The 23,537-nt window shown below is 39.6% G+C and carries 24 protein-coding genes and 2 pseudogenes; 19 read left to right on the forward strand and 7 right to left on the reverse strand.

The annotated features are described in order from the left end of the window. Positions 1-43 precede the first annotated feature (43 nt). From pfkA to MK403_RS00955, 6 genes are all read left to right on the forward strand, one after another. Positions 44-1,051: a 6-phosphofructokinase gene (gene pfkA / locus MK403_RS00930; protein WP_125453625.1), complete on the forward strand. Its 1,008-nt coding sequence runs from the start codon at positions 44-46 to the stop codon at positions 1,049-1,051. A 64-nt stretch (positions 1,052-1,115) separates the two neighbouring features. Next, the gene (gene pyk, locus MK403_RS00935; RefSeq protein WP_223327592.1) at positions 1,116-2,621 is read left to right on the forward strand and encodes a pyruvate kinase; all 1,506 of its coding nucleotides are present in this window, start codon (positions 1,116-1,118) and stop codon (positions 2,619-2,621) included. A gap of 174 nt (positions 2,622-2,795) precedes the next feature. Continuing rightward, entirely contained in the window at positions 2,796-4,055 is a 1,260-nt protein-coding gene (locus tag MK403_RS00940) for a UDP-N-acetylglucosamine 1-carboxyvinyltransferase (protein WP_268708665.1), read from the forward strand. A 15-nt stretch (positions 4,056-4,070) separates the two neighbouring features. After that, a complete protein-coding gene (locus tag MK403_RS00945; protein WP_268708666.1) occupies positions 4,071-4,622 on the forward strand; it encodes a GNAT family N-acetyltransferase in 552 nt (183 codons plus the stop codon). Beyond that, complete coding sequence (gene spxR, locus MK403_RS00950; protein ID WP_268708667.1) at positions 4,615-5,892, forward strand: CBS-HotDog domain-containing transcription factor SpxR; 1,278 nt, start codon at positions 4,615-4,617, stop codon at positions 5,890-5,892. The genes MK403_RS00945 and spxR overlap by 8 nt, the downstream gene beginning before the upstream one ends. 15 nt (positions 5,893-5,907) lie before the next feature. Further along, complete coding sequence (locus MK403_RS00955) at positions 5,908-6,768, forward strand: methionyl aminopeptidase (RefSeq protein ID WP_268708668.1); 861 nt, start codon at positions 5,908-5,910, stop codon at positions 6,766-6,768. Positions 6,769-6,847: 79 nt separating this feature from the next. Here the strand turns inward: MK403_RS00955 and MK403_RS00960 are convergent. After that, positions 6,848-6,985, reverse strand: a pseudogene (locus tag MK403_RS00960) (transposase); the annotation flags it as partial. A gap of 143 nt (positions 6,986-7,128) precedes the next feature. Here MK403_RS00960 and ccdA2 (MK403_RS00965) point away from each other — a divergent pair. The 7 genes from ccdA2 (MK403_RS00965) (at position 7,129) to MK403_RS00995 (ending at position 13,292) form a co-directional block, all read left to right on the forward strand. Beyond that, positions 7,129-7,839: a thiol-disulfide oxidoreductase-associated membrane protein CcdA2 gene (gene ccdA2, locus MK403_RS00965; RefSeq protein WP_268708669.1), complete on the forward strand. Its 711-nt coding sequence runs from the start codon at positions 7,129-7,131 to the stop codon at positions 7,837-7,839. Positions 7,840-7,852: 13 nt separating this feature from the next. Continuing rightward, positions 7,853-8,416 (forward strand): redoxin family protein, encoded by a 564-nt coding sequence (locus MK403_RS00970; protein WP_268708670.1) that lies wholly within the window; start codon positions 7,853-7,855, stop codon positions 8,414-8,416. Positions 8,417-8,426: 10 nt separating this feature from the next. Then, positions 8,427-9,539: a peptide-methionine (R)-S-oxide reductase MsrB gene (msrB, locus tag MK403_RS00975; protein ID WP_000998583.1), complete on the forward strand. Its 1,113-nt coding sequence runs from the start codon at positions 8,427-8,429 to the stop codon at positions 9,537-9,539. A gap of 70 nt (positions 9,540-9,609) precedes the next feature. Further along, positions 9,610-10,347 carry a response regulator transcription factor gene (locus MK403_RS00980; protein WP_268708671.1) on the forward strand — a complete coding sequence of 246 codons (738 nt, stop codon included), beginning with the start codon at positions 9,610-9,612 and terminating at the stop codon, positions 10,345-10,347. Continuing rightward, entirely contained in the window at positions 10,344-12,035 is a 1,692-nt protein-coding gene (locus MK403_RS00985; RefSeq protein ID WP_268708672.1) for a cache domain-containing sensor histidine kinase, read from the forward strand. The genes MK403_RS00980 and MK403_RS00985 overlap by 4 nt, the downstream gene beginning before the upstream one ends. 109 nt (positions 12,036-12,144) lie before the next feature. Next, on the forward strand, positions 12,145-12,708 hold the full coding sequence (locus MK403_RS00990; RefSeq protein WP_268708673.1) for a TIGR01440 family protein: 564 nt from the start codon (positions 12,145-12,147) through the stop codon (positions 12,706-12,708). Positions 12,709-12,764: 56 nt separating this feature from the next. Further along, positions 12,765-13,292, forward strand: coding sequence for an AAA family ATPase (locus MK403_RS00995; RefSeq protein WP_268708674.1), 528 nt, complete (start codon positions 12,765-12,767; stop codon positions 13,290-13,292). 405 nt (positions 13,293-13,697) lie between these two features. On the opposite strand, the gene MK403_RS01000 is transcribed toward MK403_RS00995, so the two are convergent. The 4 genes from MK403_RS01000 to MK403_RS01015 all read right to left on the reverse strand — a co-directional run bounded on the left by MK403_RS01000 (position 13,698) and on the right by MK403_RS01015 (position 16,634). Beyond that, complete coding sequence (locus tag MK403_RS01000) at positions 13,698-14,813, reverse strand: site-specific integrase (RefSeq protein WP_268708675.1); 1,116 nt, start codon at positions 14,811-14,813, stop codon at positions 13,698-13,700. Further along, a complete protein-coding gene (locus MK403_RS01005; RefSeq protein WP_268708676.1) occupies positions 14,806-15,024 on the reverse strand; it encodes a DUF3173 family protein in 219 nt (72 codons plus the stop codon). Before MK403_RS01005 ends, MK403_RS01000 begins: the two co-directional genes overlap by 8 nt. A gap of 181 nt (positions 15,025-15,205) precedes the next feature. Continuing rightward, positions 15,206-15,589 (reverse strand): hypothetical protein, encoded by a 384-nt coding sequence (locus MK403_RS01010; RefSeq protein ID WP_268708677.1) that lies wholly within the window; start codon positions 15,587-15,589, stop codon positions 15,206-15,208. Next, positions 15,558-16,634, reverse strand: coding sequence for a replication initiation factor domain-containing protein (locus MK403_RS01015; RefSeq protein WP_268708678.1), 1,077 nt, complete (start codon positions 16,632-16,634; stop codon positions 15,558-15,560). The genes MK403_RS01010 and MK403_RS01015 overlap by 32 nt, the downstream gene beginning before the upstream one ends. Positions 16,635-17,155: 521 nt before the next feature. On the opposite strand from MK403_RS01015, the gene MK403_RS01020 reads away from it, so the two are divergent. Together MK403_RS01020 and MK403_RS01025 are read left to right on the forward strand one after the other, a co-directional pair. Continuing rightward, positions 17,156-17,566, forward strand: a complete 411-nt coding sequence (locus MK403_RS01020; RefSeq protein ID WP_268708679.1) for a helix-turn-helix domain-containing protein — start codon at positions 17,156-17,158, stop codon at positions 17,564-17,566. Positions 17,567-17,652: 86 nt separating this feature from the next. Then, positions 17,653-17,850: a hypothetical protein gene (locus tag MK403_RS01025; RefSeq protein WP_268708688.1), complete on the forward strand. Its 198-nt coding sequence runs from the start codon at positions 17,653-17,655 to the stop codon at positions 17,848-17,850. Here MK403_RS01025 and MK403_RS01030 read toward each other — a convergent pair. Then, a pseudogene (locus MK403_RS01030) lies at positions 17,788-17,994 on the reverse strand (IS5/IS1182 family transposase); the annotation flags it as partial. The gene MK403_RS01025 and the pseudogene MK403_RS01030 overlap by 63 nt on opposite strands. Before the next feature lie 246 nt (positions 17,995-18,240). Here MK403_RS01030 and ccdA2 (MK403_RS01035) point away from each other — a divergent pair. Together ccdA2 (MK403_RS01035) and sdbB are read left to right on the forward strand one after the other, a co-directional pair. Then, the gene (gene ccdA2, locus MK403_RS01035) at positions 18,241-18,948 is read left to right on the forward strand and encodes a thiol-disulfide oxidoreductase-associated membrane protein CcdA2 (protein ID WP_268708687.1); all 708 of its coding nucleotides are present in this window, start codon (positions 18,241-18,243) and stop codon (positions 18,946-18,948) included. Between the two features lie 12 nt (positions 18,949-18,960). Further along, positions 18,961-19,506 (forward strand): thiol-disulfide oxidoreductase-associated lipoprotein SdbB, encoded by a 546-nt coding sequence (gene sdbB, locus MK403_RS01040; RefSeq protein ID WP_268708680.1) that lies wholly within the window; start codon positions 18,961-18,963, stop codon positions 19,504-19,506. 26 nt (positions 19,507-19,532) lie between these two features. Here the strand turns inward: sdbB and pbp3 are convergent, their stop codons facing one another. Then, positions 19,533-20,777: a D-alanyl-D-alanine carboxypeptidase PBP3 gene (gene pbp3 / locus MK403_RS01045; protein WP_268708681.1), complete on the reverse strand. Its 1,245-nt coding sequence runs from the start codon at positions 20,775-20,777 to the stop codon at positions 19,533-19,535. A 104-nt stretch (positions 20,778-20,881) separates the two neighbouring features. Between pbp3 and MK403_RS01050 the strand changes: the two genes are divergently transcribed. Both MK403_RS01050 and tuf read left to right on the forward strand, forming a co-directional pair. Then, positions 20,882-21,997, forward strand: a complete 1,116-nt coding sequence (locus MK403_RS01050) for an AI-2E family transporter (RefSeq protein WP_268708682.1) — start codon at positions 20,882-20,884, stop codon at positions 21,995-21,997. 238 nt (positions 21,998-22,235) lie between these two features. Then, a complete protein-coding gene (tuf, locus tag MK403_RS01055; protein WP_001040719.1) occupies positions 22,236-23,432 on the forward strand; it encodes an elongation factor Tu in 1,197 nt (398 codons plus the stop codon). Positions 23,433-23,537 lie beyond the last annotated feature (105 nt).

A 23,537-nucleotide genomic window follows, 5' to 3' on the forward strand; every position in this document is an offset into this window, starting at 1 on the left:
GTATAATCTATAAGAATGTTAAAAGAAAAAGGAGCAAAACCAAATGAAACGTATTGCTGTTTTGACTAGCGGTGGAGACGCCCCTGGTATGAACGCTGCCATCCGTGCAGTAGTTCGTCAAGCAATCTCAGAAGGAATGGAAGTCTTTGGTATCTATGATGGATACGCAGGGATGGTTGCCGGTGAAATCTATCCACTTGATGCTGCTTCAGTTGGAGACATCATTTCACGTGGTGGTACTTTCCTTCACTCTGCCCGTTACCCTGAGTTTGCACAACTTGAAGGTCAACTTAAAGGGATTGAGCAGTTGAAAAAACACGGGATCGAAGGTGTCGTTGTAATCGGTGGTGACGGTTCTTATCACGGAGCTATGCGCTTGACTGAGCATGGATTCCCAGCTATCGGTCTGCCTGGCACAATTGATAATGACATCGTAGGTACTGATTTCACAATTGGATTTGATACTGCAGTTACTACTGCAATGGATGCGATTGATAAGATTCGCGATACATCATCAAGTCACCGTCGTACTTTCGTTGTAGAAGTAATGGGACGTAACGCTGGTGATATCGCACTTTGGGCAGGTATTGCTACTGGTGCCGATGAAATCATTATTCCTGAAGAAGGCTTCAACATGGAAGAAATAGTAGCTAGCATCAAAGCTGGTTATGAACACGGTAAGAAACACAACATCATCGTTTTGGCGGAAGGTGTTATGTCAGCAGCTGAATTTGGTCAAAAACTAAAAGAAGCTGGAGACACTAGTGACCTTCGTGTAACTGAACTTGGTCACATCCAACGTGGTGGTTCACCAACTGCGCGTGACCGCGTCTTGGCGTCACGCTTGGGAGCACATGCTGTTAAACTTCTCAAACAAGGAATCGGTGGTGTCGCTGTTGGTATTCGTAATGAGAAAATGGTTGAAAATCCAATTCTTGGAACAGCAGAAGAGGGAGCTTTGTTTAGCTTGACTGAAGATGGCAAGATCGTGGTGAACAACCCGCACAAAGCTGACCTTGGACTTGCTAGCTTGAACAAAAGCTTGTCATAATCAACTTTAACTAATCTGGTAAAATGACCATAAAAGGTCAAATTATATAAAGGAGTCACAAATCATGAATAAACGTGTAAAAATCGTTGCAACTTTGGGTCCTGCGGTAGAAATCCGTGGTGGTAAAAAATTCGGTGATGACGGATATTGGGGAGAAAAACTTGACGTTGAAGCTTCAGCTCAAAATATTGCGAAATTGATTGAAGCAGGAGCAAACACTTTCCGTTTCAACTTCTCACACGGTGACCACCAAGAACAAGGTGAGCGTATGGCAACTGTTAAACTTGCTGAAAAACTTGCTGGTAAGAAAGTTGGTTTCCTTCTTGATACAAAAGGACCAGAAATCCGTACTGAATTGTTTGAAGGTGACGCAAAAGAATACTCATACAAAACTGGTGAAAAAATCCGTGTTGCAACTAAACAAGGAATCAAATCAACTCGTGAAGTGATTGCTTTGAACGTTGCTGGTGCTCTTGACATCTACGATGATGTTGAGGTTGGTCGCCAAGTATTGGTTGACGATGGTAAACTTGGTCTTCGCGTTGTTGCAAAAGACGATGCAACTCGTGAGTTTGAAGTTGAAGTTGAAAACGACGGAATTATCGCTAAACAAAAAGGTGTAAACATCCCTAACACTAAAATTCCTTTCCCAGCACTTGCTGAACGTGATAACGATGATATCCGTTTCGGTTTGGAACAAGGTATCAACTTTATTGCGATTTCATTTGTACGTACTGCGAAAGACGTGAATGAAGTTCGTGCAATCTGTGAAGAAACAGGTAACGGTCATGTTCAATTGTTCGCTAAAATCGAAAACCAACAAGGTATTGACAACTTGGATGAAATCATTGAAGCTGCTGACGGTATCATGATTGCTCGTGGTGACATGGGTATCGAAGTACCATTCGAAATGGTTCCAGTTTACCAAAAAATGATCATCACTAAAGTGAACGCAGCTGGTAAAGTTGTTATCACAGCAACAAACATGCTTGAAACAATGACTGAAAAACCACGTGCAACTCGTTCAGAAGTATCAGACGTATTTAACGCTGTTATCGACGGTACTGACGCTACAATGCTTTCAGGTGAGTCTGCAAACGGTAAATACCCACTTGAATCTGTTCGTACAATGGCAACAATTGACAAGAATGCTCAAACCCTTTTGAAAGAATACGGTCGCTTGTCGTTTGTTAACTTGTCACGTAATTCTAAGACTGAGGTTATGGCTTCAGCTGTTAAGGATGCGACAAACTCTATGAATATCAAGTTGGTGGTTACTCTTACTAAGACAGGTCACACTGCTCGTTTGATTTCTAAATACCGTCCAGATGCTGATATCTTGGCAATCACTTTCGATGAATTAACTCAACGTGGATTGATGTTGAACTGGGGTGTTATCCCAGTAACAACTGAACGTCCATCAAACACTGATGATATGTTCGAACTTGCTGAAAAGATTGCAGTAGAACAAGGTTTGGTTGAATCTGGTGATGATATGATTATCGTTGCAGGTGTGCCACTTGGAGAAGCTGTTCGTACAAACACAATGCGTATCCGTACAGTACGTTAATCTAAACTTTTAAAAGCCTATCATACCAAGCTTTTGTGCTTGTGTGATGGGGCTTTTTTCTATTTTAGAAGATAAAAAGAGAGTGATTTTTATTAAACAGAAATGGGAAAAATAGGAGAACTATGGTATAATAGAATGTAGAGACCTTTTTAGTAAATTTTGAAAGAGTATAACATGAGAAAAATTGTCATCAATGGTGGACATCCATTGCAAGGTGAGATCACCATTAGCGGTGCTAAGAATAGTGTTGTAGCATTAATCCCTGCTATTATACTGGCAGATGATATTGTCACTTTGGATTGTGTCCCAGATATTTCAGACGTTGCTAGTCTTGTCGAAATTATGGAAATCATGGGAGCGAAAGTAAAACGCTACGATGATGTTTTGGAGATTGATCCTAGAGGTGTTCAGAATATTCCTATGCCTTATGGTAAGATTAATAGCCTTCGTGCATCTTATTATTTCTACGGAAGTCTTTTAGGTCGTTTTGGTGAAGCCACGGTTGGACTTCCTGGCGGATGTGATCTGGGACCTCGTCCGATTGACCTTCACTTAAAAGCCTTCGAAGCTATGGGAGCCAAGGTGAGCTACGAGGGAGATAATATGAATTTATCTGCCCAAGGTAAGGGACTTCACGGCGCAAGTATTTACATGGATACCGTCAGTGTTGGTGCGACGATTAATACCATGATTGCGGCTGTTAAGGCTAAGGGAAGGACTGTTATTGAAAATGCGGCCCGTGAACCAGAAATCATCGATGTGGCTACCCTTTTGAATAACATGGGGGCTCACATTCGTGGTGCAGGGACTGATATTATCATTATTGATGGTGTCAAGCAACTTCATGGAACGCGTCACCAAGTAATCCCAGATCGTATCGAAGCTGGAACCTATATTTCACTTGCTGCAGCGGTTGGTAAAGGAATCCGTATTAACAATGTTCTCTATGAGCATTTAGAAGGTTTTATCGCCAAACTAGAGGAAATGGGCGTTCGTATGACCGTCTCTGAGGATAGTATCTTTGTTGAAGAACAATCTGATTTGAAGGCCATCAATATTAAAACTGCTCCTTATCCTGGTTTTGCAACCGATTTGCAACAGCCAATCACACCACTTTTACTAACTGCTCAAGGTCGTGGTACTATTATTGATACCATTTACGAAAAACGTGTCAATCATGTCTTTGAGTTAGCAAAAATGGACGCGGATATTGCGACTACAAATGACCATATTTTCTACACTGGTGGGCGAATTCTACATGGTGCCAAGGTGAAAGCTACAGACTTGCGAGCTGGTGCTGCACTTGTGATTGCTGGACTGATGGCTCAAGGCCAGACTGAAATTACAAATATTGAGTTTATCCTTCGTGGCTACTCAGATATTATTGAAAAATTACGTAGTCTTGGAGCAGATATTACACTCGTCGAAGACTAAGCCGTTGAGGTGATTATGAATATTTGGACCAAATTAGCAATGTTTTCTTTCTTTGAAACGGAACGCTTGTATTTGCGTCCTTTCTTTTTTAGTGACAGTCAAGCGTTTTTCGAGATTGCTTCCAATCCTGAAAATCTTCAGTTTATTTTTCCCAGTCAAGCAAGTTTGGAAGAAAGTCAATACGCACTTGCCAACTATTTTATGAAGGCTCCTCTAGGTGTCTGGGCAATTTGTCTCCAAGGAAATCAGGAAATGATTGGCTCCATTAAATTTGAAAAAATAGATGAAATCAAGAAAGAAGCTGAGATTGGATATTTCTTAAAAAAAGATTCTTGGTCACAAGGTTTTATGACAGAAGTAGTTACCAAACTTTGTCAGCTTTCATTTGAAGAATTTGGTCTCAGACAGCTGTCAATTATCACCCATTTGGAAAATGAGGCTAGCCAAAAAGTGGCTCAAAAAGCAGGTTTTAGTCTCTTTCGCCAATTCAAGGGGAGCGATCGCTATACACGTAAAATGAGAGACTACCTTGAATTTCGATACGTTAAAGGAGAATTCAGTGAGTAAACACCAGGAAATTTTGTCCTATCTGGAAGAGTTACCAATTGGGAAGAGAGTTAGTGTTCGCAGTATTTCCAATCACCTAGGTGTTAGTGACGGAACAGCCTACCGAGCTATCAAAGAAGCTGAAAATCGTGGAATTGTAGAAACCCGTCCTCGTAGTGGAACCATTCGTGTTAAATCTCAGAAAGTGGCTATTGAGAGACTAACCTATGCTGAAATTGCTGAAGTCACCTCCTCTGAAGTTTTAGCTGGTCAGGAAGGGTTGGAGAGAGAGTTTAGCAAATTCTCCATTGGGGCTATGACAGAGCAAAATATCCTGTCTTATCTCCATGATGGTGGTCTTTTGATCGTCGGAGACCGTACTCGTATTCAACTTTTAGCTCTGGAAAATGAAAATGCGGTCCTCGTAACCGGTGGATTTCATGTGCACGAGGATGTACTGAAACTTGCTAATCAGAAAGGAATTCCTGTTTTACGAAGCAAGCATGATACCTTCACAGTTGCGACTATGATCAATAGAGCTTTGTCAAATGTGCAGATTAAGACAGATATTTTAACAGTTGAAAAGCTCTATCGTCCTAGCCATGAGTATGGTTTCTTAAGAGAAACGGACACAGTGAAAGATTATCTAGACTTGGTACGCAAGAATCGAAGTAGTCGTTTCCCAGTTATTAACCAACACCAAGTGGTTGTGGGAGTTGTTACCATGCGTGATGCAGGGGACAAATCCCCTAGCACGACGATTGACAAGGTGATGACTCGTAGTCTCTTCCTGACAGGATTGGCAACGAATATAGCTAACGTCAGTCAACGGATGATAGCAGAAGACTTTGAGATGGTCCCAGTCGTGAGAAGCAATCAAACTTTGCTCGGAGTTGTAACGAGACGAGATGTCATGGATAAGATGAGCCGCTCTCAAGTTTCGGCTTTGCCGACTTTTTCAGAGCAAATCGGTCAGAAGTTGTCTTATCATCACGACGAAGTTGTGATTACAGTTGAGCCCTTTATGCTTGAGAAAAACGGGGTTTTAGCAAATGGTGTTCTTGCTGAAATTTTAACTCATATGACACAGGATTTGGTGGCAAATAGTAGACGCAATCTCATCATCGAGCAGATGCTAATTTACTTCTTACAAGCTGTTCAGATAGATGATACTTTGCGGATTCAGGCACGTATTGTTCACCACACGAGACGTTCGGCTATTATTGATTATGATATTTATCATGGTCATCAGATTGTATCAAAAGCAAACGTTACAGTCAAAATCAATTAGAATCTAGGAGAAAAAATGATAACTTTAAAATCAGCACGTGAAATCGAAGCCATGGACAAGGCTGGTGATTTCCTAGCTAGTATCCATATTGGCTTACGTGGTTTGATTAAGCCAGGCGTGGATATGTGGGAAGTTGAAGAGTACGTTCGTCGACGTTGTAAAGAGGAGAATTTCCTTCCTTTACAGATTGGCGTGGATGGTGCAGTCATGGATTACCCCTATGCCACTTGTTGCTCTCTCAACGACGAAGTAGCTCACGCTTTTCCACGTCATTACATCTTGAAAGATGGCGATTTGCTCAAGGTTGACATGGTACTGGGTGGTCCGATTGCCAAATCTGACCTCAATGTATCTAAACTCAACTTCAACAATGTTGAGCAAATGAAAAAATACACTCAAAACTATACTGGCGGTCTAGCAGACTCATGTTGGGCTTATGCGGTTGGTAGACCTTCTGAAAAAGTGAAGAACTTGATGGCCGTGACCAAGGAAGCTATGTATATAGGGATTGAGCAAGCAGTTGTTGGAAACCGTATTGGCGATATCGGTGCAGCAATTCAGGAATATGCTGAAAGTCGCGGTTACGGTGTCGTACGTGATTTGGTTGGACACGGAGTTGGACCAACTATGCACGAAGAGCCAATGGTTCCTAACTACGGTATTGCAGGTCGTGGTCTTCGTCTCCGTGAAGGAATGGTGCTGACTATTGAACCCATGATCAATACTGGAGATTGGGAAATCGATACAGATATGAAGACTGGCTGGGCTCATAAGACCATTGATGGTGGTCTATCGTGCCAATATGAACACCAGTTCGTAATTACCAAAGATGGACCTGTTATCTTGACCAGTCAAGGTGAAGAAGGAACGTATTAAAATGAAAGGAGCTTGTACCGCCCCCAAAAAGTTAGACAGAAAAATCAGCTCTTTGTCAACTGTAGTGGGTTGAAGTCAGCTAAGATCGAGAAAGGACGAATTTCGTCCTTTCTTTTTTGGTGTTGAGAGCGATGAAAATCCGTTTTTTTAAGTTTTCAAAGTTCCGAAAACCAAAAGCATTTCGTTTGATGAGTTTGCTGAGATTATTAGTCGCTTTTCATTATAGGTCTTATGGGACTTTTTAGTGCAAGTTTTCTAAATAAGCTGATTAAATTCCTATTTTTCCCTATCATTGTCCCTGTTTTTTCTGGAATTTTGGGTCTATAATAGTCCTATCAATTTAAAGAATGGAGGAAGGCAATGGATAATATAATCTTTTTTATCAGTGTTTTTCTTGCTGGAATTCTTTCCTTCTTTTCTCCTTGTATTTTACCCTTGTTACCTGTCTATGCGGGGATCTTGTTGGATGACAAAGATGGTGCTCAGGTTTCTAGCGGAAAATTGTCAATCTCACTTGTTAGTTTATTGCGAACTATGGCCTTTATAGCGGGGATTTCTTTTATCTTTATCTTACTGGGCTATGGAGCTGGTTTTTTAGGCAATTTGCTGTATGCTTCTTGGTTTCAATATGTGACGGGTGCGGTTATCATTCTCTTGGGCTTGCATCAGATGGAAGTCTTACATTTTCAGGGACTTTACAAGGAAAGAAGGCTACAACTAAAGAGACAGGGACAAAAGGGAAACGGCTATAGTCAGGCATTTTTACTGGGGTTGACCTTTAGTTTTGCTTGGACGCCATGTGTGGGGCCAGTTCTGGGGTCTGTTTTAGCCTTGGCGGCTTCAGGTGGTTCAGGAGCTTGGCAGGGTGCTGGTCTCATGTTGGTTTACACGCTGGGTTTGGCGCTACCATTTTTAGTTCTAGCTCTCGCCTCCAGCTATGTTTTGAAACATTTCCGAAAACTCCATCCCTATCTCGGAACCCTCAAAAAAGTCGGTGGTTTCCTCATTATCGTGATGGGAATCTTGGTGCTTTTGGGAAATGCTTCCATTTTGACTACACTATTTGAATAGAGAGGAAAAAGAAATGAAAAAATGGCAAACATGTCTCCTTGGAGTAGGCTCAATCTGTTGCTTGGCAGCCTGTTCGGCTAAAAACATGGCAGACGAGTCTACTATGAAGGAGCAAACCAAAACACAACAAGTCAGTTCGCAAACTGCGACTAAAGGTCAGGAAGTCGCTGATTTTGAACTAACAGGTGTAGATGGCAAGACCTATCGTTTGTCTGATTACAAGGGCAAGAAAGTCTATCTCAAATTCTGGGCTTCTTGGTGTTCCATCTGTCTAGCCAGCCTTCCAGATACGGACGAAATTGCTAAGGATGCTGGTGATGACTACGTGGTCTTGACAGTGGTATCTCCTGGCCACAAGGGGGAACAAGCAGAAGCGGACTTTAAGAACTGGTACAAGGGCTTGGATTATAAAAATTTTCCGGTTTTAATTGACCCGTCAGGCAAACTTTTGGAAAGTTATGGTGTTCGTTCTTACCCAACTCAAGCCTTTATAGACAAGGAAGGCAAGCTGGTCAAAACGCAACCAGGTTTTATGGATAAGGATATGATTTTAAAAGAATTGAAAGAAATGGGGTAGGGAAAAGGTCATGAATGATAAAGTAAAACTTTTTGTCTTGGCAGGGGTCATTCTCCTAGCCATAACCGGTTTCTATTTTCTATTGATGCGAAATGCAGGGCAGACAGATAGCTCGCAAATTGAGAAAGCATCAGTTAGCCAAGGAGGAAAAACAGTGAAAAAAACAGAAGTGAGCAAAGACGCAGACTTGCACGAAATTTATCTAGCTGGGGGATGTTTCTGGGGAGTGGAGGAATACTTCTCACGCGTTCCTGGAGTGACAGATGCCGTTTCAGGCTATGCAAATGGTAGAGGGGAAACAACCAAGTACGAATTGATTAACCAAACAGGACATGCAGAGACTGTCCATGTCACCTATGACGCCAATCAAATTTCCCTCAAAGAAATTCTGCTTCATTACTTCCGCATTATCAATCCAACCAGCAAAAATAAACAAGGAAATGATGTGGGGACTCAGTATCGTACCGGCGTATATTACACAGATGACAAGGATTTGGAAGTAATCAACCAAGTCTTTGATGAAGTTGCTAAGAAATATGACCAACCTCTGGCAGTTGAAAAGGAAAACTTGAAGAATTTTGTGGTGGCGGAGGATTATCACCAAGACTACCTCAAGAAAAATCCAAATGGCTACTGCCATATCAATGTTAATCAGGCAGCCTACCCCGTCATCGATGCCAGCAAATATCCTAAACCAAGTGATGAGGAATTGAAAAAGACCTTGTCACCTGAGGAGTATGCAGTTACCCAGAAAAATCAAACAGAACGAGCTTTTTCAAACCGCTACTGGGATAAATTTGAATCCGGTATCTATGTGGATGTGGCAACTGGCGAACCCCTCTTTTCATCAAAGGACAAGTTTGAGTCTGGTTGCGGATGGCCTAGTTTCACCCAACCCATCAGCCCAGATGTTGCCACCTATAAAGAAGATAAGTCTTACAATATGACGCGCATGGAAGTGAGAAGCCGAGTTGGAGATTCTCACCTTGGCCATGTCTTTACGGATGGACCACAGGACAAGGGGGGCTTGCGCTACTGTATCAATAGTCTTTCTATCCGCTTTATTCCCAAAGACCAAATGGAAGAAAAAGGCTATGCCTATTTACTAGATTATGTTGATTAAGAAGTCTTTCCTAAGCAGTTAGAGGAGAATTTTGCTATACTGATACTAGTAAGTGGTAAAGGAGCAGAGCATGACCTACACAATCTTAATCGTAGAAGATGAGTATCTGGTAAGACAAGGCTTGACCAAGTTGGTCAATGTAGCAGCCTACGATATGGAAATCATCGGTCAGGCTGAAAATGGAAGACAGGCTTGGGACTTGATTCAAAGGCAGGTGCCAGACATCATTTTAACTGATATCAACATGCCTCAGCTGAATGGCATCCAGTTGGCTAGTCTGGTACGAGAAACCTATCCTCAGGTTCACCTAGTTTTTTTGACAGGTTACGATGATTTTGATTATGCCTTGTCTGCTGTCAAACTCGGTGTAGATGACTACCTGCTCAAGCCCTTTTCTCGTCAGGATATTGAGGAAATGTTGGGGAAAATCAAGCAAAAACTAGACAAGGAAGAAAAGGAAGAGCAGTTACAAGATTTATTAACCGATAAGTTTGAGGGAAACCTGGCTCAGAAGATCCAGTCTCATCTGGCTGACAGTCAGTTTAGTTTGAAGTCTTTGGCCAGTGATTTGGGCTTTAGCCCGACTTATTTGAGCTCCTTGATTAAGAAAGAGTTGGGCCTGCCTTTTCAGGATTATCTAGTGAGAGAACGTGTCAAGCAAGCCAAGCTCTTGCTTCTGACCACAGATTTAAAGATTTACCAGATAGCCGAAAAGGTTGGCTTTGAAGATATGAACTACTTTACCCAACGTTTTAAACAGATTGCAGGTGTGACACCTCGTCAGTTTAAGAAGGGAGAAGGCCGATGAAGCGTTCTTCTCTCCTAGTCAGAATGGTTATTTCCATCTTTCTGGTCTTTCTCATTCTACTAGCTGTGGTTGGGACTTTCTACTATCAATCTAGTTCATCAGCTATTGAGGCCACCATTGAGGGCAATAGCCAAACGACCATCAGCCAAACTAGCCACTTTATTCAGTCTTATATCAAAAAATTAGAAACCACCTCTACCAGTTTGACCCAGCAGAAGGATGTCCTAGCCTATTCTGAGAATCCTAACCAGGACCAAGCCAAGGGAATCCGAGATTTGTTTTTGACTATCTTAAAGGCAGACCAGGACTTGAAAACGGTGGTACTGGTAACCAAATCCGGTCAGGTTATTTCCACAGATGACAGTGTGCAGATGAAAACTTCCTCTGATATGATGGCTGAGGATTGGTACCAAAAGGCTATTCATCAGGGAGCTAAGCCAGTTTTAACCCCAGCTCGCAAATCGGATAGTCAGTGGGTTATTTCTGTCACTCAAGAACTGGTTGATGCAAAGGGAGCCAATCTTGGTGTGCTTCGTTTGGATATTTCCTACGAAACTCTGGAAGCCTATCTCAACCAACTCCAGTTGGGCCAGCAGGGTTTTGCCTTTATCATCAATGAAAACCATGAATTTGTCTATCATCCTAAACGTACTGTCTATAGCTCAGCGAGTGAAATGGAGGCCATGAAACCCTACATCGAGACGGGGCAGGGCTATACGCTGGACCATCAATCCTACGTTAGTCAGGAACAGATTGCAGGAACTGATTGGACGGTTATAGGCGTGTCTTCGTTGGAGAAGTTAGACCAGGTTCGGAGTCAACTCATGTGGACCTTGCTTGGTGCTAGTGCCTTATCTCTTCTTGCCTGTCTCTGTTTGGTGTGGTTCAGTCTCAAACGCTGGATTGCCCCTTTGAAGGATTTGAGAAAAACCATGCTGGAGATTGCTTCTGGTGCTCAAAATCTGCGTGCCAAGGAAGCTGGTGCCTATGAACTGAGAGAAGTGACTCGCCAGTTTAATGCCATGTTGGATCAGATTGATCAGCTGATGGTAGCTATTCGCAGACAGGAAGAAGCGACCCGGCAGTATGAACTTCAAGCCTTGTCAAGCCAGATTAATCCCCATTTCCTCTATAATACTTTGGATACTATCATCTGGATGGCTGAATTTCAGGATAGTCAGCGAGTGGTTCAGGTGACCAAGTCCTTGGCAACCTATTTCCGCTTGGCGCTCAATCAAGGAAAGGATTTGATTTGCCTGTCTGATGAAATCAATCATGTCCGCCAGTACCTCTTTATCCAGAAACAACGCTATGGTGATAAGCTGGAGTATGAGATTGCTGAAGATCCTGCTTTTGATAACCTAGTCTTACCCAAGTTGGTGTTGCAACCTCTTGTAGAAAATGCTCTTTACCATGGCATCAAGGAGAAGGAAGGTCAGGGCCATATTAAAGTCTCTGTTCAGAAAAAGGATTCAAGACTAGTCATCCGCATTGAGGATGATGGTGTTGGCTTCCAAGCTGCTGGCGACAGTAGTCAGAGTAACCTCAAACGTGGGGGAGTTGGCCTTCAAAATGTCAACCAACGACTCAAACTTCATTTTGGAGAAAATTACCAGATGAAGATTGATTCTGCACCCGAAAAAGGAACGACGGTTGAAATATACATTAATAAAATAGAAACAAGTTAGCTCCCAGTCAATTCTGGGAGTTTTGCTTTTTAAAATCAGAATGATTAGTTGGCCTTGATAAAATCAGTAAAAAAAGATATGATAGATAGTGACAAAAGAGGTATCAAGTATGAAGGAAAAAGACATTCAAAGAGCAACAAGCCAGATTGTTGAAGATGTTTTGGAGAAGGCTGGATTGTGTGAAGGAAGCCTCTTTGTCCTAGGTTTATCCTCTAGCGAAGTTTTAGGCGGCCATATAGGCAAGGAATCAAGCCAAGAAATTGGCGAAATCATTGTGAAAACCATCCTAGATATCCTAGAGGAAAAAGGAATTCACCTAGCTGTTCAAGGTTGTGAACACGTCAATCGGGCCCTGGTCGTTGAACGTCAAGTGGCGGAGCAGTTTGATCTGGAAATCGTCAGTGTCCTTCCGACTCTTCATGCAGGCGGTTCGGGTCAGTTAGCTGCCTTTAAGTTTATGAAAGACCCTGTTGAGGTGGAGTTCATCAAGGCTCATGCAGGAATTGATATCGGAGATACCGCAATTGGTATGCATGTCAAGCATGTGCAAGTTCCGATTCGACCAGTTTTGCGTGAGATTGGCAGTGCCCATGTAACGGCTCTAGCTAGTCGTCCCAAACTCATCGGGGGTGCGCGTGCACAGTATCCAGAAGACTTCATAAGAAAGTCATAAGTGGGCGGAGAATGATCATAAGTTAGAGAGATATTTCAAGTATATAGAGGGTAAAGTTGGAAAATTGTGTTTATATCATTTCAGGTCCCCCAGGCGTTGGAAAGAGCACTGTCAGCAAAGAGTTGGCCTATTCTTTTGACAAAAGTGCAGTTATAGAGGGGGATATGATTTACTTAATGATTAAAGGAGGACTCGTAGCTCCTTGGGAAGATGATGGATTTTACATGGATTTGTTCTGGGATAATATCATCAGTCTGACCAATAATTTCTTGGATCGTGGCATTACTGTTGTGATAGAGTATGTCATATTTGAAGAGCAACTGAAGAAAATTGCAGCCTTCTTAAAAGAAAAACGAGTTAAGCTAAAATATTGTGTCCTAATGGCCAAAGAAGAAACCTTGAAAGATAGGGATTCTTCTCGAAAAGAAATTGAGAGAACAGGCGATTTATCAATCCAAGCAAGAAATGAATTCTTGGCTAAAAATAGTGAGAAACATCATTTTCTGTACACGGATGATTTAGATGTCAAAGAAACGGTAGGCATCATTAAAACTTCAAATCAATTTTTAGTTTCTGAACAGTAAAAGACAGAGAGAGTAAGGGTACAGAAACCAAGACTCTCCCTGTTTTTTTTGTTGAATTCTTGTGCAAAGTACTCCAAACAAGACCATCTTTTACAAGAAGAAGGGACGCCATCTGATGGAGAATTGCCAAAAGTAGAAAATAAGAGGTTTAGAGAAGATTTTTCGTCATAGAAATCAGTGAACAAAGCTGGATTTAGCTGTTCTAGGTCGGTTATTTTGTGCTATACTTAAGATATAAGTTTGAAATTAGTGGAAATAGCGTAAAATCAAGGTTTGTCACAATCATCTTATAAAGTGGTAACAATTTTGGAAACAAAAAAGGCAATAAGTGAAATCTTATTGCCTTTTGCAATACTTTTTAATCTGTAAAAGACTACGCTATTTACAGACTAAAAAATATTTAAATCATTTAATTGAAAGTACACCATCTAGCTTGTCTGCTACCTCTTTCATAGCTGTAGGACGTAAGTGAGAGTATGTACCTAACGTAGTACTTATATTCGTATGCCCTAGCCTATTTTGAAGCTCTAAATCATTCATACCTAAAGCAAGCAATAAACTAGCGTGTGAGTGCCTTAGAGCGTGTATACGAATAGGTTTAACATTAGCCATCTTACAATGTTTTTTCAGCATATACTGAAAACTTGTGGAAGACATGGGAGAGCCTTTTTGAGAAAAAACAAAATCGTTATCTTCTACTTTTTGCCATTTCTCCCAATCAGAAAGAATTTTTACAGTTGTTTTATCCAAATAGATTTTTCTAACCCCTGTTTTTGTCTTTGTCGGATTGATAATCCAATCATTTTTACTCTTGTAGTATAGAGATTTATTGACAATAAGAGAATTATCAGAGAAATCTATATCTTGCCATGTTAAGGCTTGTAACTCACTCTTTCTTAAACCAGTCATGAAAAATAAAGTAAAAGTAGTATAATACAAACTATCTTTATACTTGTTTAAGTCAAAACTTGATATAAAAGTCTGAAATTCTTCTACCGTCCAAAAATCGACCTCTTGTCGCTTTTTAGCTATATTTCCGACTTGCTTCGCAGGATTATCCGATATAATTTCCAACGTTAATGCAGCATTTAAAATAGATACCAGTGTTCTATGCAAGGCTCTGATGTAAGCATTTGACAACTTTTCTTTTAATAATTCTGTTTGCCAGTGTCCTACATGAATCGGTTTAATGTCTACCATTTTCATATCAAAAAAATATACTAGTCGTTTCAAATTTGATGAAAAAGTTCGAAAGGTTCGTGCGGATGCTGTTTTTTCATAATTTGGAATATAATAATTATCAAGAAACATCTTAAAAGTCAGCTGAATACCGTTTGTAATAGCCTTTTTAGCATGCTTTGCCATGGTTTGGGTATGCCAGTCCTTAGCTTCCTTTTGTGTCCTAAAACCTCGTTTTTTCTTCTGCATTCTCTTACCAGTAATTTTATCAAAACCAAGAGACGCAACAGAATAATACGTTTTCGTTTCTTTATCGTAATAAACATTACTTTTTCTAGGCATAGTCTTGAGTATCCTCGACATTATCAAAGTCAATTTTAACCCCAAGAAGTTCCTCAACCGTCTCCAAAGGAACTCGACCTAGTCCCTTGCTTTCGTACCACGTTAGACCTTGACTAGCCAATTTTGCCTTAGCTTGCTTAACCAACATCATACCTTGCCATGATGAAAATCCTAATTTCATTAAATCATTTTTAGTTACAAATTTAGTCATTGTTTTTCTCCTTTTTGTATGTTATACTTTATATAGTTTTTGTATTTGATGTGTGATTGATTTTCACGCATCTTTTTTTTCGTAACAAGCCATCTTTCAGAAGTGGTAAAGTATACCATGTAAGATTGATATTTCAATCTACATGGTTTTACCTTAATCTTATCCGTAAATACTAATATTTTCATTTTTTATTATCCAAAAAGAAAATATTATCGGCTTTATAGTACAGTGCCTTGCCATTAAAACTAAGTTGGATATTTTCAAATCCGACAAGTATTTCATCTTCTGACATGACATCATCATTAGTACAAAGGGGATCTAGGTGCATTACTTTAATCTGAGTAGATTTCTTCTTAAAACGTCCATCTTTAATTGTGACATTATAACTATAACCGATAATCTCATCGGTATTAAATTTTCTCGGCTTGCCATTACTATCTAAAATAACATTGCCACTATCGTCCGTACGTTCTTCTTGTGCAAAGTTTGGAATAACTTCATCAACTTCAAAACGTGTACCAATATCAGTCATATCAAAATCTTTTTCTGTTAGCATTCTCGCCATTATTTTTTCTCCTTTTTGTATTATCTTTAATTTCAGAGATTAAATGCTCTTTTTTAAAAAGAGTTGCCCTTTCTATCAATTCGTTTGCTAATTCCCTTGAATATTCAAGTTCCATTAGTCTATTATAGTTCTCTTTCTCATACTCAAATAATAAGCCATTTTCATAGAGAAATTTGTATGCTTTTAGAATGGCTCCAGAACCTTTAAAGGTGAACCATTCTAGTTTTTGTTCAAGTTCTGTTTTTGCTTTTGAAATAACAATAGAAACAGGTTTTGACCGTCCTAGAAATTTCTCCCAAGACCTAAGTGGTTTTGAAAAGTGACTGTCACTATAAAACTTAACTTTTCCCTTCAGATATCCTTTGGTAAAGTTTAATAAGTCTATTTCTGACTTTAACCATTCTTTAACAAAGAAATGAGCTTTTTCTTTCCTAAGTTCGAGTTCTGTTCGTATCCACGGAGGGACATCACCTTTATACAAGCCTTTTTTTGAAATCTGTTCTTTTTGCTTGTCATATATTCTTAAACGCTCATCATCACCTGGTCTCCTTAAATATAAGGTTTGACCAATCATTTCATCTCCGTATGTATTGTAAAAGGTACTTTTTCCATACAAAAATCGTTTTTTCTGACAAACTTTTAAAAGCTGCTTAGGAGTGAAATAGGGGATTTCATTGAAATCATCAATGGCGACATCAATCCTTCTCACTGAAAAGCCTTTAAAATTGAAATAAAGATTATCTAAAAAATTTCTTTCAGACAGTCCCTTTGGAGTTAATACCATATCTCTATAAAACTCTAAAGCTTGTCCGGACATGACAAGCATGTAAGACGGCTCTTTCGAGCCATAATAGATACGGATATTTCCATAACTCATTTGATTGTCATAATCATAATATTTAAGACTACCTTTATCATCAATAAATAAATCAGAATCAAGAAATAAAATATCTTCAATAATTTCTTTTGGTGTTGAGAACTCTCCCACTTCAAATTGAATTTGAATCCAGTCAAAAACAGAACGCAAATGCTTAATTTTTACCATATTTTAAATCATCAAGTTTTTGCCTGTTTTTTGCCACTCAAAAATCGCCAAAACCCTTGGTATACCTGACTTTCTTTCGGTGGGGCACTATCTCGCAGAGGGTGGTGTTACTACACACCCTAATTACAGTTTTTCCCATGAGGGAAATTCTTCAGCTTGTACTCTAGTTGCTAGTGACCGCTAGTGACCACTAGTGACCGCAGTCGCTGGCTTACGCTTTCGCTCCTGCTACTAGTTACTAGCTACTAGCAACTAGAGTACAAGGTAGAAACAAGCTGTTTCATGACCATTTCCCTTTTCTTATGAAAAGTGTGGTATAATGGTTTTAAAATATTCGTAAGTCTTTGAGTTTTTCTTCAAAGACTTTTTTTATACAATCATAGACAGTTACCCCCAATTCTTGCCAAACATGGTATAGTTTGATATAATTAGTTTAGTTCTTTTTAAGAACAAAATTATTGTACCATTTAAGAACATTTCTTGTCAAGAGAAAAGTTCTTTTTAAGAACAAAGGAGACGACATGACTTCATTTTCAGAAAGATTAAAAGAATTACGTAAAAGAAATAATCTAACTCAACAAGAATTGGCTGATAAAGTTGGAACTAAAAGGGTAAATGTAACAAAATGGGAAACAGCAAGAACGGAACCCACTCTAGAAAATATAGTGAAACTATCAAAAATACTAGATACTACCACTGATTTTTTACTTGGAAAAACTAGTATAGACTTTGGAAATGATAGTAAAGTATATGAAGAGTATAAAGAACTACTTTCTCAAAATAAAAAAGAGGAAATAAAAGAAAGATATGACCATTCTTTTGAATTTTTCATAAAGGCAGTTGCGAAGCAGTTAAATATATCAGTAGAAGAAGCCTTGGAAAAGATAATTTCAGATATCGGCAACAAAACGGAAACCAACGATACAAAATAACCCTATTTTTAGTAATTTAGAACTTATTAAACAAATAAAAAACTACTAGTAAAACAAAACGTGTAGTTTTCTGATATACTTAAGATATGCATAGAAAAACAGTGATTGATTTTAGGGCTTTGGGGGAGAGATACACCTTCACTCAGCCTATCAAAGAGTTAAAAACGAGAGATTTAGCAGAAGTGGCAAACTTGCTGGCACAAGTGGAAAGCTACCAAGAGCAAGGAACGGATACCGTAGAAACATTGGATGAGAGGGATTTTAACCAGCATAACAGGGTCTAAACTAGGACGACCTTTATCTTCAGAATAAGTATCTGCGACTAAGTCATAGATGAAGGAAAAATCGATCACTTGCTCAACCTGATGAAGAAAATGGGCTTGCGGAACGAGTTCATCTAGTTTGTAAAAACCAACTTGATTGCGGATATATTATAGATTTTCTTTGTGAAACATAGGGAACACCTCACAACTTTTCTTACCTCTATTATACGACTTTACACAAAGAAAAGCCCTTAGAAATTTGTAGTCTAAGGACTTTGTCTTCAATCTGAAAGGAGCTTAGCTCCTTTTTTGTGTCAACTTTAGTCAAAATAAATAAGCGTAGCAGACTTCTTACAAATTTATTCTTTTGTAGTAAAATAAGATTAGAATTTTGTGAAAGTAGGTAATTCGTTGGAGTCTATTATATTTTTAGTATCGGTTTTTTTAGCCGGCATTCTGTCTTTCTTTTCACCCTGCATCTTCCCTTTGCTACCAGTCTATGCTGGTATTTTACTGGATGATCAGGGAAATTCGAAAAGCTTTCGATTTTTCGGAAGAGATGTTGCATGGTCTGGCTTAATTCGGACCTTGTGCTTTATTGCTGGAATCTCTCTTATTTTCTTTATTTTGGGATTTGGAGCTGGATTCCTAGGGCATATGCTCTATGCAGACTGGTTTCGTTATGTGATGGGGACGGTTATTATCCTTTTGGGGCTTCACCAGATGGAAATCTTGCATTTCAATAAACTGGAAGTTCAAAAGACAGTCACCTTCAAACAATCAAAGTCTAATCACTATCTGTCAGCCTTTTTGCTTGGGATAACCTTTAGTTTTGGTTGGACCCCTTGTATCGGACCAGTTTTGAGTTCGGTCTTGGCTCTTGCAGCTTCTGGAGGGAATGGTGCTTGGCAAGGAGCCTTACTAACCTTAGTGTACACATTTGGAATGGCCCTTCCTTTCCTTGTTTTGGCCTTGGCTTCGGGATGGATCATGCCCTATTTTAGTAAATTAAAACCCCATATGATCCTACTAAAGAAAATCGGGGGAGCTTTGATTATTTTGATGGGATTATTATTAATGCTAGGGCAGTTAAATGCCTTGTCAGGAATTCTTGGATAAAAGGAGAAAAAGATGAAAAAAGTTATTTTTGCTGGATTGAGCCTCATGTCTCTATTCTTGTTGATTGCCTGTGGTGAAAAAGAAACCAAACAAACGGAAAATCCTAAACAGTCTACTGTACAGCAAATCGCGGTCGGTAAGGATGCGCCAGACTTCACCTTGCAGTCTATGGATGGCAAAGAAGTCAAGTTATCAGACTATAAAGGGAAAAAGGTCTATTTAAAATTCTGGGCTTCTTGGTGTGGACCTTGTCGAAAGAGTATGCCCGAGTTGATGGAATTAGCTGCAAAACAAGATCGAGACTTTGAAATCCTAAGTGTCGTTGCACCAGGTCTACAAGGTGAAAAAACAGTTGAAGAGTTTCCAAAATGGTACCAAGAACAAGGCTACAAGGATATACCAGTTCTATATGATACCAAGGCAACTACCTTCCAAGCCTACCAAATTCGTAGTATTCCAACGGAATACTTGATTGATAGCCAAGGAAAAATCGAAAAAATCCAATTTGGTGCTATTAGCAATGCAGATGCTGAAGCAGCTTTTAAAGAGATGAAATAGAAAAATCGCGAGTTTTCGCGATTTTTTTATAGTTTTTCATTGATAAAGCGGATGAATTGATTCCACCAAACTTTTAAGAAGAAGGCTTTTTCAACTTTCTTTTCAGCGACCATTTCAAAAGAAGGTTTTTCAGAAGTGAGATAACCTTGACCGACCAAATCTTGGTCATCATAGGTTAGGGTACCGACAACCTTGCCTTCTTCCAGTGGAGCTATTTCTGATGTTGATTTTGGTGTGAATTGGAGAGCAGGTGTAGTACCGCTTCCGATGCGTTGGACGATGGAAATGTCTGACTTAGCAACGGCTGCAACGCTATCTTCTTTCCCGTCAAGAACTGTCACTTTGCTATCTTTGTAGGCCTCTCCCTTCTGGACAATCGTTTTGAGAGCATAATTAGATGTTATATAGTCCAAAAGGGAAGAAGTAGCAGTAAAGCGAGCGTAAGGATTACTGTTTTGCTGGTCAGCGTTTAAGACAACTGTGATGATTCGCATACCTTTTTCGGTAGTTGTTCCAACGAAAGAAGCTCCTGCCTTGTCTGTTGTACCAGTTTTGAGCCCATCAACTCCACCTCGATATGCTGGCATCCCTTCCAACATATAGTTAGTAGAGTGAATTTCCATACCAGCAAATGTTGATGAAGATTTCTTGGTGATTTCTAAAACTTGAGGGTAATCTCTGATGAGGTTTCGAGCGATGATTGCAACATCGTAAGCACTTAGTTTGTTTTCCTCATCCTTTTTAGAACCAGGATAGATATTATTTCCAAGTGTTTCGTTATTAAGTCCAGTAGTATTGACAATAGTAGCATCTTGGATGCCCCATTCAAGAAGTTTCGCCCTCATCTTGTCAACGAAGTCTTTCTCTGAACCAGCAATTTTTTCAGCAAGAGCAATGGCTGCACTATTGGCACTTGATACTAGAGTTGCTTCCAATAATTGCTCCACTGTATACTTGCGCGCTTCCATAGGAACATTACTAGCCTCAGAATTGGTTGTGAGTTGGTATGGATAGTCAGAGATATCAACTGGGGTAGATAGGCTAATTGTACCTTGCTCCAAGGCTTCATAGACTAGGTAGACAGTGAGAATCTTGGTGATAGAGGCAATTTCTACAGGTTGATTTGCATCTTTCTCGTAGAGGATTTTTCCAGTTGTAGCCTCGACAGCAATGGCATGTTTAGCAGCAACGTCAAAATCTTGCGCAGATACAGTGGGGATGGCTGTACCAAAAATGATAAGAGTTAGTAAGGTTAAAATTATTTTCTTCATAGTAGTTTTATTCTATCACAAAGCGAAAAAATATTCTCGTTTTTATAGTAAAGCCATCTTATCTTTTTGAAGAATTATGGTAAAATAGAAGGAAGGAGGCGCCTATGTTCCGTAGAAACAAGTTATTTTTTTGGACAGCTGAAATTTTACTATTAACTCTTATTTTCTACCTTTGGAGAGAGATGGGAGCGATTATCACACCTTTTGTGATGGTAGCTAATACCATTATGATTCCATTTTTGCTCGGAGGATTTTTCTATTACCTGACAAATCCCATCGTAACATTTCTAGAAAAGAAATGTAAAGTCAATCGTTTGATAGGTGTGCTCATCACTCTTTGTGCCTTGATTGGTACAATAGTAGTAGGGGTAGTCTACCTGCTACCGATTTTGATTAATCAGTTGACAAGCTTGATTATTTCTAGCCAGAATATCTATAGCCGCTTGCAAGATTTGATATATGATTTATCAATGAATCCAATCTTTCAAAATATTGATATTCAAAAAACCATTCAACAGTTGAATTTATCTTACGTTGAAATTTTGCAAAACATTCTCAATAGTGTGAGCAATAGTTTAGGTAGTGTTCTTTCAGCCTTGTTTAGTACAGTTTTGATTCTCATTATGACACCAGTCTTTTTGATTTATTTCTTGCTTGATGGTCATAAGTTCCTCCCGATGTTGGAACGAACAGTCCTAAAACATGATAAATTAAACTTTTCCAGTCTCTTGAAGAATTTGAACGCCACTGTCGCACGTTATATCAGTGGAATTGCGATTGATGCGGTTATTATCGGGTGTTTGGCCTATATTGGATACAGTACGATAGGGTTGAAATATGCTCTAGTCTTTGCTATTTTTTCTGGTTTGGCAAATCTGATTCCTTATGTTGGACCAAGTATCGGTTTGATCCCCATGATTATTGCTAATGTCTTTACTGATCCACACAGAGTCCTCATTGCAGTAATTTATATGCTGATTATTCAACAAATTGATGGGAATATCCTTTATCCTCGTATCGTCGGAGGGGTTATGAAGGTTCATCCAATCACCATTCTGGTTCTTCTCTTACTTTCTAGCAATATTTATGGTGTTATCGGAATGATTGTAGCAGTGCCAACCTATTCTATCCTAAAAGAAATTACGAAGTTCTTGGCGAAATTATATGAAAATCATAAAGAAGCCAAAGAAAAAGAACTGGAAAAATCAGAATCAATCTAAAAATCAGGGAGACCTGATTTTTTTGATAAAAAGACTTGAGGTTAGATTAGTCAAAAGTGATTTAAATGATTCTGTTAGAGAAGGAAAAGAATGGGAAATTATAAGATTTAGAATAATTCACAAAATGTGTGTAAAACACTTGCAATTTAGCTGAAATTTGATAAAATAGTAAGGAAAGTTAGACTGTATTGCCTACTGTCTATCTATAAAATATATTTTATTGGAGGCTTTTACTCAAATGGCAAAAGAAAAATACGATCGTAGTAAACCACACGTTAACATTGGTACTATCGGACACGTTGACCACGGTAAAACTACCCTAACTGCAGCTATCACAACTGTTTTGGCACGTCGCTTGCCTTCAGCAGTTAACCAACCTAAAGACTATGCGTCTATCGATGCTGCTCCAGAAGAACGCGAACGCGGTATCACTATCAACACTGCGCACGTTGAGTACGAAACTGAAAAACGTCACTACGCTCACATCGACGCTCCAGGACACGCGGACTATGTTAAAAACATGATCACTGGTGCCGCTCAAATGGACGGAGCTATCCTTGTAGTAGCTTCAACTGACGGACCAATGCCACAAACTCGTGAGCACATCCTTCTTTCACGTCAGGTTGGTGTTAAACACCTTATCGTCTTCATGAACAAAATCGACTTGGTAGACGACGAAGAATTGCTTGAATTGGTTGAAATGGAAATCCGTGACCTCTTGTCAGAATACGACTTCCCAGGTGACGATCTTCCAGTTATCCAAGGTTCAGCTCTTAAAGCTCTTGAAGGTGACTCTAAGTACGAAGACATCATCATGGAATTGATGAACACTGTTGATGAGTACATCCCAGAACCAGAACGTGACACAGACAAACCATTGCTTCTTCCAGTCGAAGACGTATTCTCAATCACTGGACGTGGTACAGTTGCTTCAGGACGTATCGACCGTGGTACTGTTCGTGTCAACGACGAAATCGAAATCGTTGGTATCAAAGAAGAAACTCAAAAAGCAGTTGTTACTGGTGTTGAAATGTTCCGTAAACAACTTGACGAAGGTCTTGCCGGAGATAACGTAGGTGTCCTTCTTCGTGGTGTTCAACGTGACGAAATCGAACGTGGACAAGTTATCGCTAAACCAGGTTCAATCAACCCACACACTAAATTTAAAGGTGAAGTCTACATCCTTACTAAAGAAGAAGGTGGACGTCACACTCCATTCTTCAACAACTACCGTCCACAATTCTACTTCCGTACTACTGACGTTACAGGTTCAATCGAACTTCCAGCAGGTACTGAAATGGTAATGCCTGGTGATAACGTGACTATCGACGTTGAGTTGATCCACCCAATCGCCGTAGAACAAGGTACTACATTCTCTATCCGTGAGGGTGGACGTACTGTTGGTTCAGGTATGGTTACAGAAATCGAAGCTTAATTCGATTTAGTTCCCAGAAGAACAATTATTTAAGTCAGACACTAAAAGAATCTTGCCTTGCAAGGTTCTTTTTTTCATTATGTGACTATTAGTCCGTCTCGCTCC

The organism is Streptococcus oralis, assembly GCF_026782285.1.
GTDB classification, from domain to species: domain Bacteria; phylum Bacillota; class Bacilli; order Lactobacillales; family Streptococcaceae; genus Streptococcus; species Streptococcus oralis_CG.

Excerpts from the sequence above, each read along its gene's own strand:
- pfkA (WP_125453625.1), top strand. The coding sequence starts at position 44 with ATGAAACGTATTGCTGTTTTGACTAGCGGTGGAGACGCCCCTGGTATG.
- pyk (WP_223327592.1), top strand. The coding sequence starts at position 1,116 with ATGAATAAACGTGTAAAAATCGTTGCAACTTTGGGTCCTGCGGTAGAA.
- MK403_RS00940 (WP_268708665.1), top strand. The coding sequence starts at position 2,796 with ATGAGAAAAATTGTCATCAATGGTGGACATCCATTGCAAGGTGAGATC.
- MK403_RS00945 (WP_268708666.1), top strand. The coding sequence starts at position 4,071 with ATGAATATTTGGACCAAATTAGCAATGTTTTCTTTCTTTGAAACGGAA.
- MK403_RS00955 (WP_268708668.1), top strand. The coding sequence starts at position 5,908 with ATGATAACTTTAAAATCAGCACGTGAAATCGAAGCCATGGACAAGGCT.
- ccdA2 (WP_268708669.1), top strand. The coding sequence starts at position 7,129 with ATGGATAATATAATCTTTTTTATCAGTGTTTTTCTTGCTGGAATTCTT.
- MK403_RS00970 (WP_268708670.1), top strand. The coding sequence starts at position 7,853 with ATGAAAAAATGGCAAACATGTCTCCTTGGAGTAGGCTCAATCTGTTGC.
- msrB (WP_000998583.1), top strand. The coding sequence starts at position 8,427 with ATGAATGATAAAGTAAAACTTTTTGTCTTGGCAGGGGTCATTCTCCTA.
- MK403_RS00980 (WP_268708671.1), top strand. The coding sequence starts at position 9,610 with ATGACCTACACAATCTTAATCGTAGAAGATGAGTATCTGGTAAGACAA.
- MK403_RS00985 (WP_268708672.1), top strand. The coding sequence starts at position 10,344 with ATGAAGCGTTCTTCTCTCCTAGTCAGAATGGTTATTTCCATCTTTCTG.
- MK403_RS00990 (WP_268708673.1), top strand. The coding sequence starts at position 12,145 with ATGAAGGAAAAAGACATTCAAAGAGCAACAAGCCAGATTGTTGAAGAT.
- MK403_RS01000 (WP_268708675.1), bottom strand. The coding sequence starts at position 14,813 with ATGCCTAGAAAAAGTAATGTTTATTACGATAAAGAAACGAAAACGTAT.
- MK403_RS01005 (WP_268708676.1), bottom strand. The coding sequence starts at position 15,024 with ATGACTAAATTTGTAACTAAAAATGATTTAATGAAATTAGGATTTTCA.
- MK403_RS01010 (WP_268708677.1), bottom strand. The coding sequence starts at position 15,589 with ATGGCGAGAATGCTAACAGAAAAAGATTTTGATATGACTGATATTGGT.
- MK403_RS01015 (WP_268708678.1), bottom strand. The coding sequence starts at position 16,634 with ATGGTAAAAATTAAGCATTTGCGTTCTGTTTTTGACTGGATTCAAATT.
- MK403_RS01020 (WP_268708679.1), top strand. The coding sequence starts at position 17,156 with ATGACTTCATTTTCAGAAAGATTAAAAGAATTACGTAAAAGAAATAAT.
- MK403_RS01025 (WP_268708688.1), top strand. The coding sequence starts at position 17,653 with ATGCATAGAAAAACAGTGATTGATTTTAGGGCTTTGGGGGAGAGATAC.
- sdbB (WP_268708680.1), top strand. The coding sequence starts at position 18,961 with ATGAAAAAAGTTATTTTTGCTGGATTGAGCCTCATGTCTCTATTCTTG.
- pbp3 (WP_268708681.1), bottom strand. The coding sequence starts at position 20,777 with ATGAAGAAAATAATTTTAACCTTACTAACTCTTATCATTTTTGGTACA.
- MK403_RS01050 (WP_268708682.1), top strand. The coding sequence starts at position 20,882 with ATGTTCCGTAGAAACAAGTTATTTTTTTGGACAGCTGAAATTTTACTA.
- tuf (WP_001040719.1), top strand. The coding sequence starts at position 22,236 with ATGGCAAAAGAAAAATACGATCGTAGTAAACCACACGTTAACATTGGT.